This is a genomic window from Actinomyces acetigenes (assembly GCF_031296635.1).
Classification (GTDB): domain Bacteria; phylum Actinomycetota; class Actinomycetes; order Actinomycetales; family Actinomycetaceae; genus Actinomyces; species Actinomyces acetigenes.
In genome coordinates this window covers 51,664-72,796 of record NZ_JASPFC010000011.1, presented here as the reverse complement: position 1 = coordinate 72,796, position 21,133 = coordinate 51,664, and the positions used below count along the sequence as shown (strand labels likewise).

The following is a 21,133-nucleotide window of genomic DNA, read 5'->3' as shown; positions in this document are numbered from 1 at the left end:
CACCCTCGCACGCAGTGGCTGAGCAAGGCGTGGGTGTCGAAGGTTGCGGAACGGAGACCTGCTGGCCGCTTCAACCGGCAGGTAGTCGTATCCGCTGGTGCGGGCGCGGTTCAGTGTCACACGTCTGCGGCTCTCACCGCGCTCCTGCGCGCGGTAGCGTGGACCGCATGAGCGACCCGATCGTGACGCTGGCGACCTGCGCCGACTTCCCCAACCTTGATGACGATGACCGCGGCCTGCCGGATGCTCTGCGTGCGCGTGGCATCGAGCCGCGGGTCGCCGTATGGGACGACCCCGGCATCGACTGGAGCCAGTCCGGCACGGTCGTGCTGCGCAGTGTGCGCGACTACGCCACCAAGGGCAACTACTCCCGGTTCCTCCAGTGGGCCCGGTCGGTGCCCCGGCTCGCCAACCACCCCGACGTCGTCACCTGGAACTCGGACAAGCACTACCTCACCCGCTTGAGCGAGTGGGGGGTTCCCATGATTCCGACGATGTGGCTGGAGCCTGAGGCTGGCTACTCCAAGCACCAAGTTCACACCCGTTTCCCGGCCCATGGCGACTTCGTCGTCAAGCCGGCCGTCTCCTCGGGTGGGCGCGGCACCGGGCGCTACACCGCCACCGACGCCGCCTCCCGGTCCTCGGCGATCAATGACGCCATGCACCACCTGCGTCGCGGACGCACCGTCATGGTCCAGCGCTACCTCGAGGAGGTCGACCGCAAGGGCGAGGTCTCGCTGGTCTACTTCAACGGCGTGCTGTCCCACGCGGTGGAGAAGGCGCCGATGCTCCACCCCTCTTTCAAGTCCACCGACGAGATCCACGAGGAGATCGTCACTGCGCGCGAACCCAGCGAGCAGGAGTGGCTCTGGGGTGAACGGGTGCGCAAGGCCATCCACGCGCTGATCAAGGAGATCTCCGGCCGGGACATCCAGCTCCTGTTCAACCGTGTCGACGTCGTCGGGGACGGTCAAGGCGGTTTCTACCTCATGGAGGTCTCACTGATCGACGCGGGCCTCTACCTCGGGGCGGCGCCGGAGGCGCTGGACAACTTCGCCGACGCTATCGCTCAGCGCATCTTCTGGTGACCGCACGGGCGCGGGCATCTTCCAGGTGCCCAGGTGTGGTAGATAGGTGCCATGCGCACGCTGCTCAACATCATCTGGGTCGTCTTCGGCGGGTTTTGGCTGTTCCTCAGCTACCTCTTCTTCGGACTGATCGCCTGCCTGTTCATCGTCACGATTCCTGCAGGCGTCGCCTCCTTCCGTATCGCCGCCTACGTCCTGTGGCCCTTCGGGCGTGAGGTGGTTCCGGCCCCCGGGGCCGGCGCCATGAGCGGGATCAGCAACATCATCTGGTTCCTCGTCGCCGGGCTCTGGCTGGCCATCGGCCACCTCACCACCGCCGTGGTCCAGGCCGTCACCATCGTCGGGATCCCGCTGGCCGTGGCCAACATCAAGCTCATCCCCGTCACCTGCTTCCCCTTCGGCAAGCAGATCATCGAGACCCGCTAAGAGGTTGCGCCATATGGCGTAGCCGGTGGGGTCGGGACCCTCGGCCCGGGCTCGCGGAGACGTGCACCGGGTCCACACCCGAGACGCTACCGGTGCCGTCTCAAGCCTCCGATACCGTGTCGCAATGCGAACGCTTTCGGTATCCGCCACGTCCTTGGAGCGCGAGCCAGTTCGGTTGTCTGATCTGCTGGCCGAGGTCCTGGCGGGGGAGGGGATCGACCTGTTCGCCCTGGAGACGCTTCCGCGTCTGGACGAGGCGCAGGCGCTCGTCGCCATGGTTAAGGGCCTCGCCCCTCAGGCCGAGTGCTGGTGGGTCTCCTTCCAGGTGCGCTCCGACGGCGCCCGCCTCGCTGACGGCACGTCGCTGGCCAAGGCGGCGGCCTGGGCTGCGCAGGAGGCGATAGTCGTTGCTGTCGGCATCAACTGCGTGGCCCCCGGTGTCGTCTGGATGCACTGCACGAGGGTGGGGTGCTACTGGAGGAGGGTTGGGGGTACTGGGGGTAGGTGGGGCCTTCGTGCAGTACGCACAACCCGTGGTCAGTAGATCCCGACCCTCGTGGAGTAGGCCGACTCGGGCCGACTCGGGGCGGAGCCGGCGTCGAACCATGACCTCCGGGCCCCTGCGCAGACGGCGGTCAGGGGGCAGGGGATGGGGGTGGACCTGTGGCGCAGGCGCCGGGCTGTGCCACCAAGATCCCCGCGGACTCACTCCCGCGCGGCCCGGTGTCCACAGCGCTGACATCAACGGACCCAGCGTCAATGTTCCCAGCGGGGATCGTTGGAATCCTGCGGTTCTTCTTCGGTGTGCAACGCCGATGCGCCTGTGATGTCAGCACCATGGACACCAGCGACCTGCCAGGACCCGCCAGACCTCTTCCCTCCGGCCCCACCCTCGCCTCCTGGACCACCAGCCTGTCCCGGGTTCCCGTCCGAGCGAGTGTCTCAGAAGTCATGACACTCACACGTCTCACAAGCGAGGAGACAGCACAGCCAGCGATCTCTACGACCCGGTGACCAAGACCTGGCATTCCACTGGCGAGGGGACTGGAATCCCGGCGCTGGCGCCATCGTGGATCGACGCTGGGGCGCGGCTCGTCGGCGCCTGCTGCCGCACCCGTCCAGCCCAGATCCGCCAGCTCGCCCACGCGGTCCGTCCGTAGCCGCGCAGCCCTCCGACCTCGCCGCCCCGGTGAATCAGTCCGCGGCCGACTTGCATGCCGTTACTCTAGTGCTAGAGTAACGGCATGTCATCGGACGCCGACATCGTTCTCCTCTCGCTCCTTGCTGAGCAGCCGCGCCATGGCTACGACCTCGACCGAGTCATCGAGCAGCGCGGCTACCGCCAGTGGACCTCCCTGGCCTTCTCCTCCGTCTACTACCTCCTCAAGCGCCTGTCGGAACGGGGGCTCCTCGAGCCCGACGAGGGCTCCCAGGGGCGGCGCACCGTCTTCCGCGTGACCGACGCCGGGCGCCATGAGCTGAGGAATGCAGCCAGTGCACGTGTCCTCTCTCCGGCACCACCCTCCGCAGGCGTGCTCCCGGCGCTCAACGCCTACCCCCGGCTCGACGATCCCGCGCTCGTGGCCCTCCTCGAGCAGCGCGTCGAGGCGCTCCTTGGCAGGCTCGATGAGCTGCGCGCCCTGCGCGCCCAGGTCGACGAGGAGCACGCCCTGGCCATCTTTGACTACGAGATCCTGCGCCAGGAGGCGGATCTCACCTGGACCCGATCCCTCCTGAAGAAAGTAGACAGTGATGAGGACTGATATCAAGAAGGACCGCAAGGACCTGTACCTGCCGGGAAAGGCCGACTTCACGGAGGTGGACGTATCGGCCATGACCTACCTGGCCATCGACGGCCACGGCGACCCCAACACCTCACCGGTCTACGCCACCGCGATCCAGGCGCTCTACGCCGGCGCCTACGCGATCCGCGCCGTACTGAAGAAACGAACCGGCGACGACTTCGTCGTCGGGCCCCTGGAAGGACTGTGGACGAGCGCCGACAATGCGGCCTTCGTCGCCGGTGACAAGGGGGAGTGGGACTGGACCATGATGATCCCCCTGCCCGAGGCGGTCTCCTCGCAGGACATCGCCGAGGGGCTGGCACAGGCCGCGCGCAAGAAGCCCGAGCTGCCCATCACCGCCCTCAAGGAGCTCCCCCTGAGCGAGGGCAGGTCGCTGCAGATCCTCCACGTGGGCACCTACGACGACGAAGCCCCCACCCTGGCGCGCCTGCACGACGAGGTCATGCCGCGCCTCGGGCTTACCTGGAACGGGCCCCACCACGAGATCTACCTCAGCGACCCCAGGCGCGTGGCGCCGGAGAGGATGAAGACCGTCCTGCGCCAGCCGGTCAGGCCCGTCGCGGACACCCCCGAGGTGGACTAACCCTGCTGCGGTCCCACGGACAGCAGGTGGACGACCGCGTGCCCCTCCCGGTCGCACTCGGCCAGATCCACCAGGGCCGTCAGACGCCAGTCGTGGTCGCCGTCGGGATCCTCCAGGACCTGCGTGGCCAGCCACACCTGCCTGCCGGAGGCCTCCAGGGCCTCGCGCAGGCGCTCACTGACCCCGGCGGTCGCCAGGGCCGTCTCATCGGGGGCCTCGTCGAGTGGCGCCAGTGAGATCGCCCGGGCCGAGGTGTCCGTGCCGATCCAGTCGTACTCGTCCCAGTAACGGCCCAGCACCTCGTCCCAGCGGTCCTCGCCCCAGCCTGAGGAGACGTCCAGGCGCCCCAGGGCCTCGACGTCGTCACGCGCCATGAGCTCCACGCGCCGGAACATCTCCCGGCGCACCGCCACCCGGAAGGCGTGGCGGTTGCGAGTAAAGGCCACCGTCCCGTCCTCGTCCGCGCCGAAGGCCCGCTCCACCCCGGCCGAGTCGTCCGCGCCGGGACGGTCACCCTCCAGCAGGCCGGCGGCCTCGCCGGCCTTGCCGGCCTGGGCCTGGCCGAGCGCCTCCCACTCATCGAGCAGGGAGGAGTCGACAGCGCGCACGAGCGCCCCCAGCCAGTCGATGAGCTCGACGACCTCGGGAGTGCGGTGCTCCTCGGGCACGACCTGGCGCAGCGCCCGGTAGGCGTCGGTCAGGTAGCGCAGCACCACGCCCTCGCTGCGCCCCAGCTCGTAGCGGGAGATGAGGTCGGAGAAGGTCATCGCGTTCTCCACCATCTCGCGCACCACCGACTTCGGGGCCAGCTCGTGCTCAGCGATCCACGGGTTGGCCTGCTTGTACATCTCCAGGGCGGGGGAGAGCAGGTCGGCCAGCGGCTGGGGCCAGGTGACCTCCTCCAGGGCGGCCATGCGCTCCTCATAGTCCATGCCCTCGGCCTTCATCGCGGCGATCGCCTCGCCGCGGGCGGCGCGCTGCTGGGCGTAGAGCAGCGGGCGCGGATCGTCCAGGGTGGCCTCGACGACGCTGACGACGTCGACCGTGTGCTCCGGGGCCTCCACGTTCAGCAGGTCCATGGCCGCCAGGGCGAAGGGCGCCAGGGGTTGGTTGAGGGCGAAGTCGGCCGGCAGGTCCACGGCCAGGCGCAGCCGGGGGCGCCCGTCGGCGGCGGCCTGGGCGCTGGAGACGTGCGTCAGGACGCCCGCCGTGCGCAGCGACAGGTAGATCTCCAGGGCGCGGCGCACGTGTCGACGCCGCTGGGCCTCGGGCTCGTGGGCGCGCTCCAGCAGGCCCGCCATCGCCGCCACCGGATCGCCGGCTCGCTCCATGAGGTTGAGCACCATGGTGGTGGTGACCTGGAACTGGCTGGTCAGTGTCTCCGGGGCCGCGTCGCGCAGCCGCTCGAAGGTCTTGTCCGTCCAGTTGACGCGCCCCTCAGGGGCCTTCTTACGCACGATCTTGCGGCGCTTGCGCTCGTCGTCGCCGGCCTTGGCCAGCGCCTTGGCGTTCTCAATGACGTGCTCGGGGGCCTGGACGAGGACGTAGCCGCGGGTGTCGAAACCGGCGCGCCCCGCCCGCCCGGCGATCTGGTGGAACTCGCGGGCGGTGAGGTGACGCTCCTTGGAACCGTCGAACTTCACCAGGGAGGTCATGACCACCGAGCGGATCGGCACGTTGATCCCCACCCCGAGCGTGTCCGTGCCGCAGATGACGGACAGCAGTCCCTCGCGGGCCAGACGCTCCACCAGCCGCCGGTAGCGCGGCAGCATGCCCGCGTGGTGCACGCCGATCCCGGCGCGCAGCAGCCGCGAGAGCGTGGCCCCGAAACCGCTCCCGAAGCGGAAGTCACCGAGTGCCTTCGCCACCTCGGCTTTACGGGACTTGGGCACCAGGTCCACGCTCAGCAGGGAGGTCGCCCGCTCCACCGCCTCCTTCTGGGAGAAGTGGACGACGTAGATCGGCGCCCTGTCCTGCTCCACCAGGCGCTGAAGCAGCTCACCGATCGGCTCGACGACGTACTCCATCTCCAACGGCACCGGCCGCACGGCGTCGTCGACGACGGCGACCTCGCGGCCCGTGCGCTCGCGCAGGTCCCGCACGAAGAAGGAGACGTCGCCCAGCGTTGCCGACAGCAGCACCATCTGCGCCTGGGGCAGCTCCAGGAGGGGCACCTGCCAGGCCCAGCCGCGCTGCGGGTCGGCGTAGTAGTGGAACTCGTCCATGATGACGCAGTCCACGTCCATGTCCTCGCCCTCGCGCAGGGACTGGTTGGCCAGGATCTCCGCGGTGCAGCAGATGATCGGGGCGGCGGCGTTGATGGAGGTGTCCCCGGTGACCATGCCCACGTTATCCGCCCCGAACAGGCGCACCAGCTCGAAGAACTTCTCACTGACCAGGGCCTTGAGAGGGGCCGTGTAGTAGGAGCGGCCACCGCGGGCCAGGGAGGCGGTGTGGGCGGCCAGCGCGATCATCGACTTGCCCGAGCCGGTCGGGGTGGCGGCAATGACGTGGCGATCCTCCAGAATCTCTGAGAGCGCCTCATCCTGGTGCGGGTAGAGGGGACGGCCGGTCGCCTCCGCCCAGCTTGAGAAGGCCAGATAGACCTCCTCGGGCTCGGGGACGCGCTCGGGATCGTCAGCCGGGATGAGGGCGTCGAGCATCGCATTCAGTGCAGGGGCCGTCATGGCGACATGCTCTCATGGAGATGGTGCGACAGCGGGGCAAGACCCCAGGAGGCAGGCATACAGTGTGAGTGCCCCGCACCGCACCGGCCGACCGTTGCCGCGCCGGCGTTCACGGACATATCAACAAGTGACATCCGGCTGCTCCCAGGAGGAGACCATGACGCGAACCGTGCCCACCTACCAGCGGACCTACCCCGTTTCACCGGACGGGAACCCGTTCGTCCACAACGACCTCGGCCTCTACACCCAGAACCACCCTGTTCCGCCGGCCGATATTGCCGAGCGCAGGGCCTACCTCGTGGGCTCGGGCATCGGTGCCCTGCTGGCCGCGGCCTTCCTCATCCGTGACGGGCGCATGCCGGGGTGCAACATCACCGTCCTGGAACAGCTCGCCGTCCCCGGCGGCTCATTCGACGGCGCCGGGGACACCGACAAGGGCTTCATCGCTCGCGGGGGCAGGGAGATGGGCCAGCACTTCGAGTGCTTCTGGGACATCATGCGTGAGATCCCGGCACTGGAGATGCCCGAGCCCTACACCGTCCTTGACGAGTTCCGCACGGTTAACGAGAACGACCCCAACATCGACCCGTGCCGGGTGATCCACCACTGCGGGCGTCGTCGGGACACCTACAAGATGGGGCTGAACAAGAAGGGCCAGCGTGCAGTCATCAAGCTGCTGATGGCCAAGGAGGAGGCGACCTACGGCAAGACCATTGAGGACTGGTTCGACGCCGATTTCCTCGCCTCGAACTTCTACACGCTGTTCAAGACCATGTTCGCCTTCCAGCAGTACGAGTCCCTCACCGAGATGAAGCGGTACATGCACCGCTTCCTTCAGTACTTCCCCGGGTTCTCCGATCTGTCCTGTCTGCGCTTCTCGCGTTACAACCAGTTCGAGTCCTTCGTCCTGCCGCTGACCCGTTGGCTGAAGAACAAGGGTGTGGTCTTCCAGTACGACACCTGTGTCGACGACCTGGAGATGATCATCACCTCCGGGCGCAAGGTGGTCACCGGTATTCGTTTCCATCGAACCGACGGGCAGGAGGGAACCATCGACGTCGCCGAGAAGGATCTTGTCCTGGCCACCATCGGCTCGTGCACCGAGTCCACCGGCTACGGCGATATGGACACCGTTCCTCCCTTCCTCACCGACCAGCCCGGAGGCGCCTGGACACTGTGGCGCAACCTCGCGAAGAAGTCAGCGGTCTTCGGCCGCCCTGACGTGTTCTGCTCCGACCCCCACAAGACCGTGTGGGAATCCGTCTCCTTCAGCTTCATCGGGGCCGACCACCCCTTCCTGAAGAAGATCCATGAGCTCACCGGCAACGATCCCCTGTCGGGCCGCACGGTCACCGGAGGCATCATCACCGCGGAGGACTCAGGCTGGTGCCTGTCACTGACCATGAATCGTCAGCCCCAGTTCCGGGCTCAACCGAAGGACTGGGGCGTGGCCTGGGCCTACGGTCTCTATCCGCACGCCCTGGGGAACTGCGTGCGTAAGCCGATGATCGAGTGCACCGGTGAGGAGGTCCTGAAGGAGTACTGCTACCACTTCGGCCTGATCGGTCAGTTCGAGGAGATCAAGAGGCGCACCAAGGTTCGCCTGGCGACGATGCCCTACATCACCTCCTTCTTCATGCCTCGACGTGCTGGGGACAGGCCCGAGGTGATTCCGGATGGCTGCGTCAATCTCGGCCTTCTCGGGCAGTTCGTTGAGACGCCCGATGACTGCGTCTTCACGACCGAGGGATCGGCACGCACGGCGATGATGGCCGTCTACGGGCTGCTCGACCTCGACCGAGACGTTCCTCCGATCTGGCCCGCTCAGTACGACGTCCGTGCACTGCTGGCGGCTGCGAAAACGATGAATGACGGCAAGCTCCCCGGCGAGAAGGCTCTGAACCGCTTCCTGCGGGGCACGTACTACGAGGACATCCTTCCCTGATCGGGCCGGGCGGGGCGGCTCGGCAAGACGGCGCTCAAGGGTTCGCTGTGACGACGAGGGCGATTCATGAGAGCATGCGGGCCGTCCCCACCTGTCGCGACACCGTGAAAGGCTGAATCTCCCATGGATGCCCTCGCCGCTCAGCTCGCGGCGGTCTCGGACTGGATCACGCTCCACATCACCATGTGGGTGCTTGTCGGTACCGGGATCCTGCTGACCGTCCGCACTGGCTTCGTGCAGCTCCGCCGCCTGCCGGACATGTTCCGCCAGGTGGCCGGATCGCGTTCCGGGGCTCAAGGAGGCATCTCCTCCTTCCAGGCCTTCACGATCTCCCTGGCCGCCCGCGTGGGCATCGGCAATGTCTTCGGAGTGGCCGCCGCCCTCATCCTGGGAGGCCCCGGTGCGATCTTCTGGATGTGGGTGGTCGCCCTGGTCGGCATGGCCACGGCCTTCTTCGAGGCGACCCTGGCCCAGATGTTCAAGGTCCGCCACACCGACGGCTCCTTCCGTGGCGGGCCCGCCTACTACATGGCGCGCGGGATGCGTAGCCGGCCCCTGGGTGTCGTCTTCGCGGGACTGACGATCTTCACCTGCGGCTTCTCCATCATCATGGTCCAGTCCAACGCCGTCGCCGGGGTCATCGGCCCGGACTCCCCACTGCACCTGCCCCCGAGCGCCGCCGCAGCGGTGCTGGTGGGGCTGGCCGCCCTCGTCATCCTGGGCGGAGTGCGCCGGGTCGCTCGCGTCACCGAGTGGATGGCGCCCATCATGGCGCTGGTCTATGTCGTGATGGCCGTTATCATCGTCGCCCTCCACATCACCCAGCTCTGGGGGCTTGTGGTCACGATCGTCTCCTCGGCCTTCGGCCCGACACCCTTCGCCGGAGGGATGACCGGGGGCATCATCGCCGCCCTGACCAACGGGACCCGCCGCGGCCTGTTCTCCAACGAGGCCGGGCAGGGCACTGCCCCCTTCGCCGCTGCCACCGCCACCGTGGCCCACCCCGTCCAGCAGGGGCTCATTCAGTCCCTCGGCGTGTTCGTCGACACCATCATCGTGTGCACCGCGACCGCCTTCATCATCCTGGTCTCCGGGGTCTACAGCCCCGTTCTCGTCGAGGCGGGCAAACTCACCACCGATGCCGCGGCAACCTTGACCTCCGACGCCGTCGCCGCCACCCTCGGCGGCTGGACGGCCATCCCCATGGCTATCGTCATCTTCGTTCTGGCCTTCTCCTCCATCATCGCCGCGGCCACCTACTCCGAGGTCTCCATGACCTTCATCTCCGAGCGGCCCGAGTGGCGCTGGCTGCCCCGACTCGTCTCAGTGGTCTCCACTGGGCTGGGGGCCCTCGCCTCTCTGACCGTCGTGTGGAACACCGTCGACATCACCATGGCCGTCATGACCCTGACCAATCTGGTCGCCCTCATCTGGCTCGCCCGCTGGGGCGTGGGGGCGCTCAGGGACTGGGACGCCCAGCGTTCGGCAGGACGAGTCGTCCCCCTGTTCAACGGCGTGGGCAACCCCTATCTGCCCGGTGACCTCCCCGGTGACGTCTGGGCCGGTGAGCGGGCCAGCCTGACCGAGGCGGACAGCACCGCCGACGACGTTCCCGCAGCGACCCCAGCCAGCAGCCAGCCCGCCGCCTCGACAGGAGCAGACGCATGAACCTCACCAGCATCGAGAACCTGCTCAACTCCGTCGACAACTTCTTCTACACCTACCTTCTTGCCGCCCTGCTCATCCTGGTCGGCATCTACCTGACCACCCGCTCCCACCTGGTTCAGCTGCGCCACTTCGGCACCATGGTCAACTCGCTGCCTGGGTCCCGCTCCAGTGCGCAGGGCGGTATCTCCTCCTTCCAGGCCTTCGCCGTGGGGCTGGCCGCGCGCGTCGGCATCGGGAACATCGCCGGAGTCGCCCTGGCCATTGTGGCCGGCGGTCCCGGAGCCCTGTTCTGGATGTGGGTCGTCGCCCTCATCGGCATGGCCACCAGCTTCGTGGAGTCCACTCTCGCCCAGATCTTCAAGGAACGCGGCCGGGACTTCACCTTCCGCGGGGGCCCGGCCTACTACATCAAGAACGGTCTGGGATCGGCCCTGTGGGGCAAAATCTTCGCCGCCATGTGCATCGTCTCGGTCGGCGTGACGGTGGTCATGGTGCAGACGAACTCGCTGGCCGAGGTCATCACCGCCACCGTCCCCAGCGTCTCGGGCTGGATGGTCGGGGTCTTCCTCGTTCTGCTCACCGCTCCCGTGGTCCTGGGCGGGGTCCGGCTCGTGGCCCGTATCGCGGAGTGGCTGGCCCCCCTTATGGCGCTGGCCTACGTGCTCATGGCCGTGGTGGTCATCATCCTCAACATCGGTAGGCTCCCCGAAGTCCTGGCGAGCGTCTTTGAATGGGCCTTCGGCCTCAACCAGGCCCTGTTCGGCACCGCCGGAGGCATCCTCGCGGCGCTGCTCAACGGCGTGCGTCGCGGGCTGTTCTCCAACGAGGCCGGGCTCGGAACCGTCCCCAATGCCGCTGGCACCGCGACCGTTGCCCACCCCGTGCGCCAGGGCCTCATCCAGTCCTTCGGCGTCTTCGTCGACACGATCCTCGTGTGTACGGCCACCGGCCTACTCATCCTGCTGACCACCAAGGCCTACCACCCCGGCGACGGCTCCCTGGCTGGAGCGATCCTCACCCAGCAGGCCGTTGCCGAGCACCTGGGTGCCTGGACCACCTGGCCCATGGTGGTACTCATCTTCGTCCTGGTCTTCTCCACGGTGCTGGGCTGCTACTCCTACGCGCAGGTCAACGTCAACTTCCTGGGCGGAGAACGCCGGGCCGAGCAGATCTTCGGGATCGTCCTGACCGCCGCGGCCTTCGTCGGCACCGTCCTGACCCTGCCCGTCGTCTGGGCCCTGTCCGACATCGCCCTGGGGCTCCTGGGGGTGCTCAACCTCGTCGTCATCGTCCGCCTGGCCCCCTGGGTCATCGGAGCACTGCGGGACTTCGAGTCCCAGCGCGCCCGGGGCATCACCGAGCCTGCCTTCGTGGGCCACGGCAACTCCCTCCTGCCCGGAGACGTGGTCCCCGGGATCTGGGAGCCCGACGACGTGGCGAAGCGGGGCTGATCATCATGTCACCTCTGGGGCGCATCTCATGGATGGATCAGGTCGACGCCGCCCTGACCTCCGTCTCCGACATGCTCTACTCCTGGGGCCTCATGTGGCTCCTCATCGGCGCGGGCATCTTCTTCACCGTGAGAACCGGGGCTGTCCAGCTGCGGCACACCGACGCGATCGCCGCCTCAGTGGTCGGCTCACGCGACGGCAGCCACGGCGGCATCACCTCCTTCCAGGCCTTCGCCGTCGGACTGGCCTGTCGGGTGGGGACCGGCAACATCGTCGGGGTCGCGCTGGCGCTCATCCTGGGCGGGCCCGGAGCCGTGCTGTGGATGTGGCTCGTGGCGATCCTGGGAACTGCCACCGCCTTCAGCGAGGCCACACTCGCCCAGCTGTTCAAGGTGCGTCGCCCTGACGGCACCTTCCGCGGTGGCCCCGCCTACTACATCTCGCGAGGACTGGGGCTGCCGATCCTGGGCGGGGTGTTCGCCGTCGTCTTCCTCATCGCCAACGGCCTGGTCATGCCCATGGTGCAGGCCAACGCCATCACCGTCGCCCTTCATAGGGCCGGGGGCCTCTCGCCGAGCCTGGGAGCCGTCCTCGTCGTGGCCCTGACCGCCCCGGTCCTCCTGGGAGGCCTGCGCGCCATGGCCCGCGTGGCGGAGTACCTGGCCCCGTTCATGGCGCTGGCCTACCTGGTGCTGGTGCTGGCCATCCTCTTGACCCACCCCGCCCAGGCCTTCGAGGCGCTGTGCTCCATCATCGAGGGCGCCTTCGGCCTGCGCCAGGGACTGGGCGGCGTGGCCGGCGGGCTGACCGCCGCGCTGCTCAACGGCGTGCGCCGCGGCCTGTTCTCCAATGAGGCTGGGCTCGGAGGGGCCGCCTGCGCCGCGGGCTCGGCCACCGTGAGTCACCCCGTGCAGCAGGGCTTCATTCAGGCCTTCGGGGTCGTGGTGGACACCCTGTTCGTCTGCACGGCGACGGCGCTGGCGATCCTGGTCGCCGGCGCAGACGTCCTCCACCCCGGGGTGAGCGCCAAGGAGAGCGCGGGAACCCTCACCCAGGACGCCATCGCCCACCTCGTAGGGGAGTGGAGCCGCTGGCCCATGGCGCTGCTCATCGTCGTCCTGGCCTACACCACCATCATCGGGGCCTTCTCCTACGCCCAGGTCTGCCTCGACTACCTCACCGACCGTCCCGGGATCTCGCGCGCGCTCCAGATCGGCGCCGTCATCTGCGCCGGCGTCGGCAGCGTGCAGCAGCTGACCACCGTGTGGACCCTGGCGGACGTGCTCCTGGGGCTGGGCGCCATCATCAACCTCGTGGCGCTGGTGCTTCTGAGCCGGTGGGTCGTCGGTGCACTCAGGGACTGGGAGGCCAGGCGGGGCATGTCGACGTCGGAGGGCGGTCAACCGGTCTTCCGCGGGGACTCCCAGTACCTTCCAGCGCCCCTGCCGGAAGGTGCATGGGAGTACTCGACCGGCCGGTAGATCGGTGCTCCCGTGGGAAGCGCCACTCCGCTTCGTGTTCGTGTGGCAGCAGTGCCACGGGGCCGTCACCGGATCGAAACACTGTATCCGTAGCCTTCGCGAATACGGTGCCAGCCCCTCCCGAAGGAGGGAGACGTGGACGGGACGTGTATTCCGGTACGGACCGTTCCCGTGCTGGTTCGCGCCTCTTGCCCACCCCGCCCGCGCCGTCATCCCACCCCCTACGGAGGTTCTCACGTGCAACCGGTTCTGGCTTCCTTGACCAGTGCGACATCCAGTGCAGACAACAGCTGGGTCGCCTCCTTGGAGCGCTTCTTCGACGGTGGCGCCAAGATCCTCGATGATGCCGCCGGGTACCTGTTCCTCTACCTGCTCGCCTGGCTGCTTGTGCTGGGTGGCCTGTACTTCACTGTGCGGACCGGATTCGTGCAGCTGCGGCTCTTCCCCTACATGGTGCGGGCCATCACCTCCTCCCGTGACAGCAAGGAGGGCGGGATCTCCTCCTTCCAAGCCTTCGCCGTCGGGCTGGCCTCCCGCGTGGGCACCGGCAACATCGTGGGCGTGGCCCTCGCCATCACCATGGGCGGCCCCGGCGCCGTGTTCTGGATGTGGCTCGTGGCGCTGGTAGGCATGGCCACCGGATTCATCGAGGCCACCCTCGCCCAGCTCTACAAGGTCACCCACCCCGACGGCACCTTCCGCGGCGGCCCCGCCTACTACATCCAGCGCGGCCTGGGGTCCAAGCCCGCCGCCAAGGTCTTCGCCGTCGTCATCACCTTCGTCTTCGGCTTCGCCTACGAGGCCACCCAGGCCAATGCGATCTCAAACGCGATGGAGGACGCCTTCGAGATCAAGCCGTGGATGACCGCTGTCGCTCTGGTCGTCATCACCACGCCGATCATCTTCAAGGGCATCAAGTCGGTCGCTGCCGTCTCGGAGTGGCTCGTGCCGATCATGACGGTGATCTACGCCCTCATCGCCGTGACCATCCTGGTGCTGCACATCGGCGCGATCCCGGGTGCGATCCTCTCCATCTTCGAGGGCGCCTTTGGAATCAATGCGGCCTTCGCCGGTGTTGCCGGGGGATTCACCGCCGCACTTCTCCACGGCACCCGCCGAGGCCTGTTCTCCAACGAGGCCGGTGAAGGCTCAGCCCCCAACATCGCGGCCACCGCCACCGTGGCCCATCCTGTCCAGCAAGGATTCGTGCAGTCCCTGGGCGTCTTCGTCGACACCATCGTGGTGTGCACCGTCACCGCCCTCATCGTCCTGCTCTCCGGGGTCTACACTCCGGCAGGCCCCAACGTTTCCAAAGAGGCAGCCAAAGCGGCTGCGGACGCCGTCAAGAACCTGACCGCCGCCTCGGTCGCGAACGTGCTCGGCGGCTGGGCGCAGTACCTCATGGTCGCCATCGTCTTCGTCTTCGCCTACTCCTCGCTCCTGGGCAACTACACCTATGCCCAGGTCAACATGGACTACCTCCAGGGCAAGCAGCACAAGCACTACGCCCTGCGCGCCATGATCATCGTGGCCACCGCCGTCGGCTCCCTGTCCCCCCTCACCTTCGTGTGGAACCTGTCCGACCTCGTCATGGGAGCCATGGCCGTCATCAACATGGTCTCCATCCTCGCCCTGGGAAGCTGGGCCTTCGGAGCCCTGCGCGACTGGGAGGCCCAGCGCCGCGCCGTCGAGGCCGGTGAGAAGGACGAGATCCGTTTCATCGCCACCGACAACCCCTACCTGCCCGGCACGCTCCCCGGAGACGTCTGGGCCGCCGACGGCGCTGCCCACGCCGCCATCACGGAGCGTCGCGCCGCGCTCGAGGAGGCCTCGGGCAGCTGAGCCCAACAGCGCTAGGCTGAGGCCCATGAAGATCGCGCGCTTCTCCACCGGTGACGAGCCCCGCTACGGCATCGTCCAGGGCCTGCCCGAGGAACAGACCGCCTCGGGCGAGTCCGACGGGCACCTCCTGGTCCTCAAGGGAGACCCCCTCTACTCCCTGCCCGAGGCCACCGGGGAGGTCGTCGAGCTGCGTGAGGCCCGGCTCCTGTCGCCGGTCATCCCGCGCTCCAAGGTCGTGGGGATCGGGAAGAACTACGCGGGCCACATCACCGAGATGGGGGAGGATGAGCCACCGCGCGACCCGGTCGTCTTCTTCAAGCCCAACACCTCCGTCATCGGCCCGGATGCTCCCATCGTCCTACCCTCCTGGAGCGACGAGGTTCACTACGAGGCCGAGCTCGCCGTCGTCATCAAGACCCTCGCCAAGGACGTTCCCGTGGACCACGCCGACGACGTCATCCTGGGCTACACGGTCGCCAACGACGTCTCGGCCCGAGACCGCCAGCGCGCCGAGCCGCAGTGGGTGCGGGCCAAGGCCTTCGACACCTCCTGCCCTCTGGGGCCGTGGATCGAGGTTCCCGAGCCCGGCCGCGAGCCGCTCTTCTCACCCAGCGACGCGATGGTGCGCGCCCGGGTCGACGGCCGCCTCGTCCAGGAGGGACGGACCACGGACATGATCCGCACGATTCCCGAGCTGGTCTCCTACGTATCGACGATCTTTACCCTTCTGCCTGGCGACGTCATTCTCACTGGAACGCCGGCGGGAGTCGGCGAGATCCGCGCCGGTCAGCGCGTCGAGGTCGAGGTCGAGGGCATCGGCTTCTTCTCCAACCCGGTGGTCCGTCGCTGAGGCAATGTGACTGGTGCCGAGGAGCTGGAGTCCTCGCCCCGATGACGATGGGTGGGGTTCTCAGGCATGCCCCGAGAACCCCACCCATAACCGGTGAGTACCGGTGTTGCTCATCGGCTCAAGGGGAGCCGCGGGCCCGATCAGGTGTCCTTGGGAGAGCTTCCCGAGCCCTTCTCGTCGCTCTTCTTGTCGCCTGAATCGCTCTTCTCCTTGTTGTTACTCTTGGAGTCCTTGCCAGATCCGTTGTCGGGCCCGGCCTCATCCATGTCGGCTGGGCCGGGGTTACTGATCGGCGTGGCCTTGAACAGCGTCTCCATCTCGCTGGAGGAGTAGGCGTCAGCAGGGCAGGCGTACGCCGCCTGGAGCATAACGGGTGTGCCCACCGTGCTGAATACACGGACGACCCTGGTGACCTTGTAGTCCTTGTGGTCTTCCGTACCGGTGTATGTGAAATCCAGCCGTCTGGTCTCGATGCCGTGACCATCGGTGTCCTTGACCAGGGTGGAATCGTCCTTGGTGGGTTCGAAGGAGACGTTCGTGAAGTCCGGCTTCTGATAGGCGGTGATAAAGGCTTCTGCCTGATAGTCCGACTCGGCGCGATCGCCTTCCCCGCTTGATTCGTACAGGTTCTGCGTCGCGGAGAACACGCATCCGTTCGACTTTTCCATTCTGTTCTTGCCGTCGGTGTCGTAGACGGTTACCTTCCAACCGGAGTGGGACTGCGGGAACTCCCACGAAGGAACGTACTCGACGTTACTGTTCTTACCTCCCTTGGAGGGCTTTCCCGACGGCTCCGTGCTCTTGCCCGACTTTTCAGCGGATGATGACGCACTGCTGGAGGCGCTGGGGTGCGCGGGGCCGGACTCGTCCTGGCACGCAGCGAGAGCCGGGACGGCCAGAGCGAGGCTGAGCCCAGCGACAAGAGGGAGTCTGAGAGCCGATCGGCGGCGGTTGGCGGAACGCGCCAAGGGATGCAGGGACGGGGACATGAGGCCTCCAAGGAACGGTGAGTCGGGGGTCTTCCCGAACGGGCTGGGGATGTCAACACCTCTGGTGGAAGCCGCGAGGACTTCCTGGCGGCGACATCATGTTCTCATGGGTGGCACGTTAATTCGTCCGTGTGCGCAGTGCGATGGGGTGAGATCCCCATCTCTCGGAATGGTGGGTAACCCCCTTCAGGGGGTTACCCACCCTGTTCCCTGAGCGGCGCCTGAGGGGACTATCCTGGACCTATCATGCCTGAACTCAGTGATCACTCATCCGCCTTCCGTCCTGAGCCCGTAGCCGCCTCCGGCGTTCCGGGGCAGGGCTCATCGTCTGTGCGCGTGCGTTTCTGCCCTTCACCTACGGGAACCCCTCATGTGGGCATGGTGCGCACCTGCCTGTTCAACTGGGCCTACGCCCGCCATACCGGTGGCACCTTCGTCTTCCGGATCGAGGACACCGACGCCGCCCGTGACTCCGAGGAGTCTTTCGATGCCATCCTGGACTCCCTGACGTGGTTGGGCCTGGACTGGGACGAGGGCGTGGGTAAGGGCGGCCCTCATGAGCCCTACCGCCAGTCCCAGCGCATGGACCTGTACAAGGAGGTGGCCGCCGAGCTGCTGGCGGCGGGCTACCTGTACGAGTCCTTCTCCACCTCCGAGGAGATCGAGGCCCGTCACCGTGAGCGCGGCGAGGACCCCAAGCTCGGCTACGACGGCTTCGACCGCGATCTGACCCAGGAGCAGAAGGACGCCTTCCGCGCCGAAGGGCGCCTGCCCGTCCTGCGGATGCGGATGCCGGAGGAGGACATCACCTTCACCGACCTGGTCCGCGGCCCGATCACCTTCAAGGCCGGTAGCGTGCCGGACTACGTCGTCGTGCGCGCAGGCGGTGAGCCCCTCTACACCCTGGTCAACCCCGTTGACGACGCCGCGATGGGCATCACCCATGTTCTGCGCGGTGAGGATCTGCTGTCCTCCACTCCGCGGCAGGTGGTCCTCTACCGGGCCCTCATGGACATCGGTCGGGCTCGGGTCGTTCCCGAGTTCGGTCACCTGCCCTACGTCATGGGGGAGGGCAATCGGAAGCTGTCCAAGCGGGACCCGCAGTCCAACCTCCTCATCCACCGCTACCGCGGCATGATCCCCGAGGGGCTCCTCAACTACCTGGCCCTCCTGGGGTGGTCACTGAGCGCGGACCGCGACGTCTTCTCCGCTGCTGAGATGATCGAGGCCTTCGACGTCCACGACGTCAACCCCAACCCGGCCCGCTTCGACCCCAAGAAGTGCGAGGCCATCAATGCCGAGCAGGTGCGTGCGCTGGGGGAGGCCGACTTCCGGGACCGGCTGGTGCCCTACCTCGCCGATGCCTACCCCGACCCGACCGGAGAGACCGCTCAGGTGCCACTGGTCTCAGCGGACTCCTTCGACAAGCTCACTGCTCGGGAGCAGGAGATCCTCAACGAGGCTGCCCCTCTCATCCAGACGCGGATCCAGCTGCTGCGCGAGAGCCGCGACATGCTCGGCTTCCTCTTCGTGTCCGACGACGATCTCGTCGTTGACGACAAGGCCCTGGCCAAGCTCAAGGCCTCGGCCGGAGACGTGCTGGAGGCGGGCATCAGCGCCCTGGAGGGGCTCAGCCCTGAGCAGTGGGACAAGGACCATCTGGAGGAGGCCCTCAAGACCGCCATCGTCGAGGGGCGGGGCATGCCCGACGGCGAGGGGATCAAACCGCGTCTGGCCTACGGCCCGTTGCGTGTCGCGGTGACCGGGCGACAGGTCTCTCCGCCGTTGTTCGAGTCCATGGAGATCCTCGGAAGCAGCTCCACCCTGAACAGGCTGAAGGCTCTTCGGGCCCGGCTCGGGTGAGGTGACTGCACGATGAACTGAGCCGGTGGGGCCGGGACGCGGCGCTGAGTGCGGGCGTCCCGACCCCACCAGTGCAAAGCCGAGTGCAGTACCGCACCAGCCGTCCCGCTCTTCTGCGGGCCGCGCTGGCCGGCTACATGGCTCCGGCGTCGATTCCCTGGATCCGGATGCCTCCCAGAATCGTGTGCCACTGATCCAGCCCGATGAGAGAGCCCTGAGGGCACAGCAGCATGACCTCGAAAGTGAACCCCTTCTCTCCCACTCGCCTGTCGAAACGGTATCCATCCATGGGCGTGTTGGGGGCGTCTGAGAAGTTGACGGTCACGGAGAAGGTCTCCTCATAGCCCGGGAAGGTTCCGCTGTCGTCCCGGACGGCCTCCACCGGGTTTGGTCCCTGTGTCGTCTGGTATCCGGAGAAGATCGTCTGCTGGCCCTTGAGGGCCGCTTTGGACTGAATGTCGTCTCCGACTCCTCGGAGGGTGTAGTACCTCTCCTCCGCGTCGCTGGAGACGAAGCCGAAGCAGGCGGGGTTGGCGTTGACCGTGTATCCGTCAATAGTCCCGTTGGGGCCGGCCGAGTCCTTCTTGATGCGCTCGTCGTCGTGCGTCCAGACCGACGAGTCCTCGCTGGAGATGGTGACACTCGGTGCCGTCCATGTCGTTGCCGAGGGGGAGGGCGTCGATGGTGAGGCGCTCGGGCTCGGTGACTTGGACGGTGTGGGCGAGCTGGACTCGCTGGCCTCGGTGGAGGCCTCGGCGGAGGCGCCGGCGGGCTCGACGCTCAGCTGCCCCTTGTGGGCGGGGCCGCAGGCGCTCAGCGCCAGGCTGGCTGCGAGGCACATTCCCAGGGCGAGGCGACGAGCCCTGGAGGGGGTGCGGGCGAGGAACATCTGGCGATGGTGCTGTGCTGAATGAGGCAATGCGGCTCTCCTGGTGGTGAGAAAGGAGGAGGGAAGGTGCTGTGACTCGGTACCGGGACTCATTTATCCCATGGCCCCAGCATCGAGTCCTGCCACTCGTGTCGAGAACAAGAACTGGTGCCATGTATCGGCGGAGGCGAGTTTGTCCGGGGTGCACTCAAGGAAGACTTCGAGGGTGACGCCCAGATCGCTGATCTGCCGGAAGAAACGGTATCCCGCTACGTTGTTCGTCGAGCCGTTTGCATATGTGACAGTGGCTGTGTATTCGATTTCGTATCCGGGGAGCGTTCCATTGTCGTCTCGTACGGCGTTGACGGAAGTCGGACCTGAGGTCACCGAGAAAGAGCTGTGGTTCGACATCGTCTCCTGCACCTCGGTGGAGGAGGAGAGGTTGTCTCCACCCCTTCTTCCTTCGTCGTGAATTGTTTGGTTTGCTTTGTAGAAGATAATGGCTAGACAGCCTCCTGCGTCGAAGTTGTAGGCCTGGCTGATTTCTGATGATGTCGCGACCGGTCGTTCGAGTATGTCGTCCTGCCGGTGCCACGTGCCGGTGGTGTCGTTGGAGATTGTGACGTTCGGGGCCGTCCAGGCTGTTGCGGAAGATGTTGCCGATGGTGTCGGGGTTGGTGTCGTGGACGGCGTGTCCGAGCTGGAGGGGTCGGCCGTGGTGGAGGCGCCGGCGGGCTCGACGGTCAGCTGCCCCTTGTGAGAGGGACCGCAGGCGCCGAGGGGAAGGGCTGCGATCAGGGCCAGTCCAAGAGTGAGGAGGCGAGTGCTGCAGGGGCTGTGACCTACACGGTGACGGTGTCGCAGGCGGGTGGGCATATTGCCTCCCAGGAGGGTGGGGGTGAGTAGGAACTAGATGGGAGTGTAGGGGATGCCTCTGGAGCCCCGCTCGGTTGTGAGCGTTCAGAAAGGGGTGTGATGCTGGTTGCCAGGGTCTTGTGAGGCCGTGATCGGGAGAATGAAGGGGGGAGGTGCCTGAGGCTCCTGCTATGTGTCGGTCTTCACCTCTTGGCGATTTGATGGGGTGGGGATGGGCGTGTAGATTACTGCCCGCTGCCTCGGACGTGATCCGTTCCGGGGTGAGGCCCTTTGGGGTATGGTGTAATTGGCAACACGACTGATTCTGGTTCAGTTATTCTAGGTTCGAGTCCTGGTACCCCAGCGGATCTGACGATCTGTAGCCCCCATCGTTTAGTGGCCTAGGACACCGCCCTCTCACGGCGGCGGCGCCGGTTCGAATCCGGCTGGGGGTACGAGGGTCCGGTTGCTGGTTTCGGCACTCGGACTGTCATAAGCCCCCATCGTTTAGTGGCCTAGGACACCGCCCTCTCACGGCGGCGGCGCCGGTTCGAATCCGGCTGGGGGTACGGATCAGGCAGGCCGATCGGCTCTGCTGGTTCATTACTGCATAGCATGCCCCCATCGTTTAGTGGCCTAGGACACCGCCCTCTCACGGCGGCGGCGCCGGTTCGAATCCGGCTGGGGGTACGAGGACCAGGTGCCTGCTCCACCGCACGGTGGGGCAGGCAC

The 21,133-nt window shown here is 66.9% G+C and carries 16 protein-coding genes, 4 tRNA genes and 1 pseudogene; 17 read left to right on the top strand and 4 right to left on the bottom strand.

Annotated elements, in window-relative coordinates:
- Nucleotides 1-167 precede the first annotated feature (167 nt).
- The 6 genes and pseudogenes from RIV14_RS06240 (at nucleotide 168) to RIV14_RS06215 (ending at nucleotide 3,902) form a co-directional block, all read left to right on the top strand.
- Nucleotides 168-1,088 (top strand): ATP-grasp domain-containing protein, encoded by a 921-nt coding sequence (locus RIV14_RS06240; protein WP_070659229.1) that lies wholly within the window; start codon nucleotides 168-170, stop codon nucleotides 1,086-1,088.
- A gap of 51 nt (nucleotides 1,089-1,139) precedes the next feature.
- Entirely contained in the window at nucleotides 1,140-1,514 is a 375-nt protein-coding gene (locus tag RIV14_RS06235) for a YccF domain-containing protein (protein ID WP_075371730.1), read from the top strand.
- A 193-nt stretch (nucleotides 1,515-1,707) separates the two neighbouring features.
- A pseudogene (locus tag RIV14_RS06230) lies at nucleotides 1,708-1,959 on the top strand (homocysteine S-methyltransferase family protein); the annotation flags it as partial.
- Between the two features lie 454 nt (nucleotides 1,960-2,413).
- Nucleotides 2,414-2,674, top strand: a complete 261-nt coding sequence (locus RIV14_RS06225; protein WP_256699061.1) for a homocysteine S-methyltransferase family protein — start codon at nucleotides 2,414-2,416, stop codon at nucleotides 2,672-2,674.
- A gap of 84 nt (nucleotides 2,675-2,758) precedes the next feature.
- Entirely contained in the window at nucleotides 2,759-3,277 is a 519-nt protein-coding gene (locus RIV14_RS06220) for a PadR family transcriptional regulator (RefSeq protein ID WP_075371732.1), read from the top strand.
- On the top strand, nucleotides 3,267-3,902 hold the full coding sequence (locus RIV14_RS06215; protein WP_075371733.1) for a GyrI-like domain-containing protein: 636 nt from the start codon (nucleotides 3,267-3,269) through the stop codon (nucleotides 3,900-3,902). The genes RIV14_RS06220 and RIV14_RS06215 overlap by 11 nt, the downstream gene beginning before the upstream one ends.
- Here the strand turns inward: RIV14_RS06215 and RIV14_RS06210 are convergent.
- Nucleotides 3,899-6,589 (bottom strand): DEAD/DEAH box helicase, encoded by a 2,691-nt coding sequence (locus RIV14_RS06210; protein WP_075371734.1) that lies wholly within the window; start codon nucleotides 6,587-6,589, stop codon nucleotides 3,899-3,901. The two genes, RIV14_RS06215 and RIV14_RS06210, sit on opposite strands and share 4 nt — an antisense overlap.
- Nucleotides 6,590-6,746: 157 nt before the next feature.
- Here RIV14_RS06210 and RIV14_RS06205 point away from each other — a divergent pair, with 157 nt between their 5' ends.
- The 6 genes from RIV14_RS06205 to RIV14_RS06180 all read left to right on the top strand — a co-directional run bounded on the left by RIV14_RS06205 (nucleotide 6,747) and on the right by RIV14_RS06180 (nucleotide 15,826).
- On the top strand, nucleotides 6,747-8,534 hold the full coding sequence (locus RIV14_RS06205) for an oleate hydratase (protein ID WP_075371735.1): 1,788 nt from the start codon (nucleotides 6,747-6,749) through the stop codon (nucleotides 8,532-8,534).
- Nucleotides 8,535-8,657: 123 nt separating this feature from the next.
- Nucleotides 8,658-10,202, top strand: coding sequence for an alanine/glycine:cation symporter family protein (locus RIV14_RS06200; RefSeq protein ID WP_075371736.1), 1,545 nt, complete (start codon nucleotides 8,658-8,660; stop codon nucleotides 10,200-10,202).
- A complete protein-coding gene (locus RIV14_RS06195) occupies nucleotides 10,199-11,653 on the top strand; it encodes an alanine/glycine:cation symporter family protein (protein WP_075371737.1) in 1,455 nt (484 codons plus the stop codon). Before RIV14_RS06200 ends, RIV14_RS06195 begins: the two co-directional genes overlap by 4 nt.
- 32 nt (nucleotides 11,654-11,685) lie before the next feature.
- Nucleotides 11,686-13,134, top strand: coding sequence for an alanine/glycine:cation symporter family protein (locus RIV14_RS06190; protein WP_256694907.1), 1,449 nt, complete (start codon nucleotides 11,686-11,688; stop codon nucleotides 13,132-13,134).
- A 237-nt stretch (nucleotides 13,135-13,371) separates the two neighbouring features.
- Nucleotides 13,372-14,976, top strand: coding sequence for an alanine/glycine:cation symporter family protein (locus tag RIV14_RS06185; protein ID WP_075371738.1), 1,605 nt, complete (start codon nucleotides 13,372-13,374; stop codon nucleotides 14,974-14,976).
- A 25-nt stretch (nucleotides 14,977-15,001) separates the two neighbouring features.
- Nucleotides 15,002-15,826: a fumarylacetoacetate hydrolase family protein gene (locus RIV14_RS06180; protein ID WP_075371739.1), complete on the top strand. Its 825-nt coding sequence runs from the start codon at nucleotides 15,002-15,004 to the stop codon at nucleotides 15,824-15,826.
- Between the two features lie 140 nt (nucleotides 15,827-15,966).
- Here RIV14_RS06180 and RIV14_RS06175 read toward each other — a convergent pair whose 3' ends face one another.
- Nucleotides 15,967-16,815 (bottom strand): hypothetical protein, encoded by an 849-nt coding sequence (locus tag RIV14_RS06175; RefSeq protein ID WP_075371740.1) that lies wholly within the window; start codon nucleotides 16,813-16,815, stop codon nucleotides 15,967-15,969.
- Nucleotides 16,816-17,061: 246 nt separating this feature from the next.
- Between RIV14_RS06175 and gltX the strand changes: the two genes are divergently transcribed.
- Nucleotides 17,062-18,678: a glutamate--tRNA ligase gene (gene gltX, locus RIV14_RS06170; protein ID WP_075371741.1), complete on the top strand. Its 1,617-nt coding sequence runs from the start codon at nucleotides 17,062-17,064 to the stop codon at nucleotides 18,676-18,678.
- Between the two features lie 133 nt (nucleotides 18,679-18,811).
- Here the strand turns inward: gltX and RIV14_RS06165 are convergent, their stop codons facing one another.
- Together RIV14_RS06165 and RIV14_RS06160 are read right to left on the bottom strand one after the other, a co-directional pair.
- The gene (locus RIV14_RS06165) at nucleotides 18,812-19,567 is read right to left on the bottom strand and encodes a serine/arginine repetitive matrix protein 1 (protein ID WP_075371742.1); all 756 of its coding nucleotides are present in this window, start codon (nucleotides 19,565-19,567) and stop codon (nucleotides 18,812-18,814) included.
- A gap of 93 nt (nucleotides 19,568-19,660) precedes the next feature.
- On the bottom strand, nucleotides 19,661-20,422 hold the full coding sequence (locus RIV14_RS06160) for a hypothetical protein (RefSeq protein ID WP_075371743.1): 762 nt from the start codon (nucleotides 20,420-20,422) through the stop codon (nucleotides 19,661-19,663).
- Nucleotides 20,423-20,693: 271 nt separating this feature from the next.
- Here RIV14_RS06160 and RIV14_RS06155 point away from each other — a divergent pair.
- The 4 genes from RIV14_RS06155 (at nucleotide 20,694) to RIV14_RS06140 (ending at nucleotide 21,091) form a co-directional block, all read left to right on the top strand.
- Nucleotides 20,694-20,765, top strand: a tRNA-Gln gene (locus RIV14_RS06155).
- 18 nt (nucleotides 20,766-20,783) lie between these two features.
- A tRNA-Glu gene (locus RIV14_RS06150) sits at nucleotides 20,784-20,856 on the top strand.
- A gap of 41 nt (nucleotides 20,857-20,897) precedes the next feature.
- Nucleotides 20,898-20,970, top strand: a tRNA-Glu gene (locus RIV14_RS06145).
- Nucleotides 20,971-21,018: 48 nt separating this feature from the next.
- Nucleotides 21,019-21,091, top strand: a tRNA-Glu gene (locus RIV14_RS06140).
- Nucleotides 21,092-21,133 lie beyond the last annotated feature (42 nt).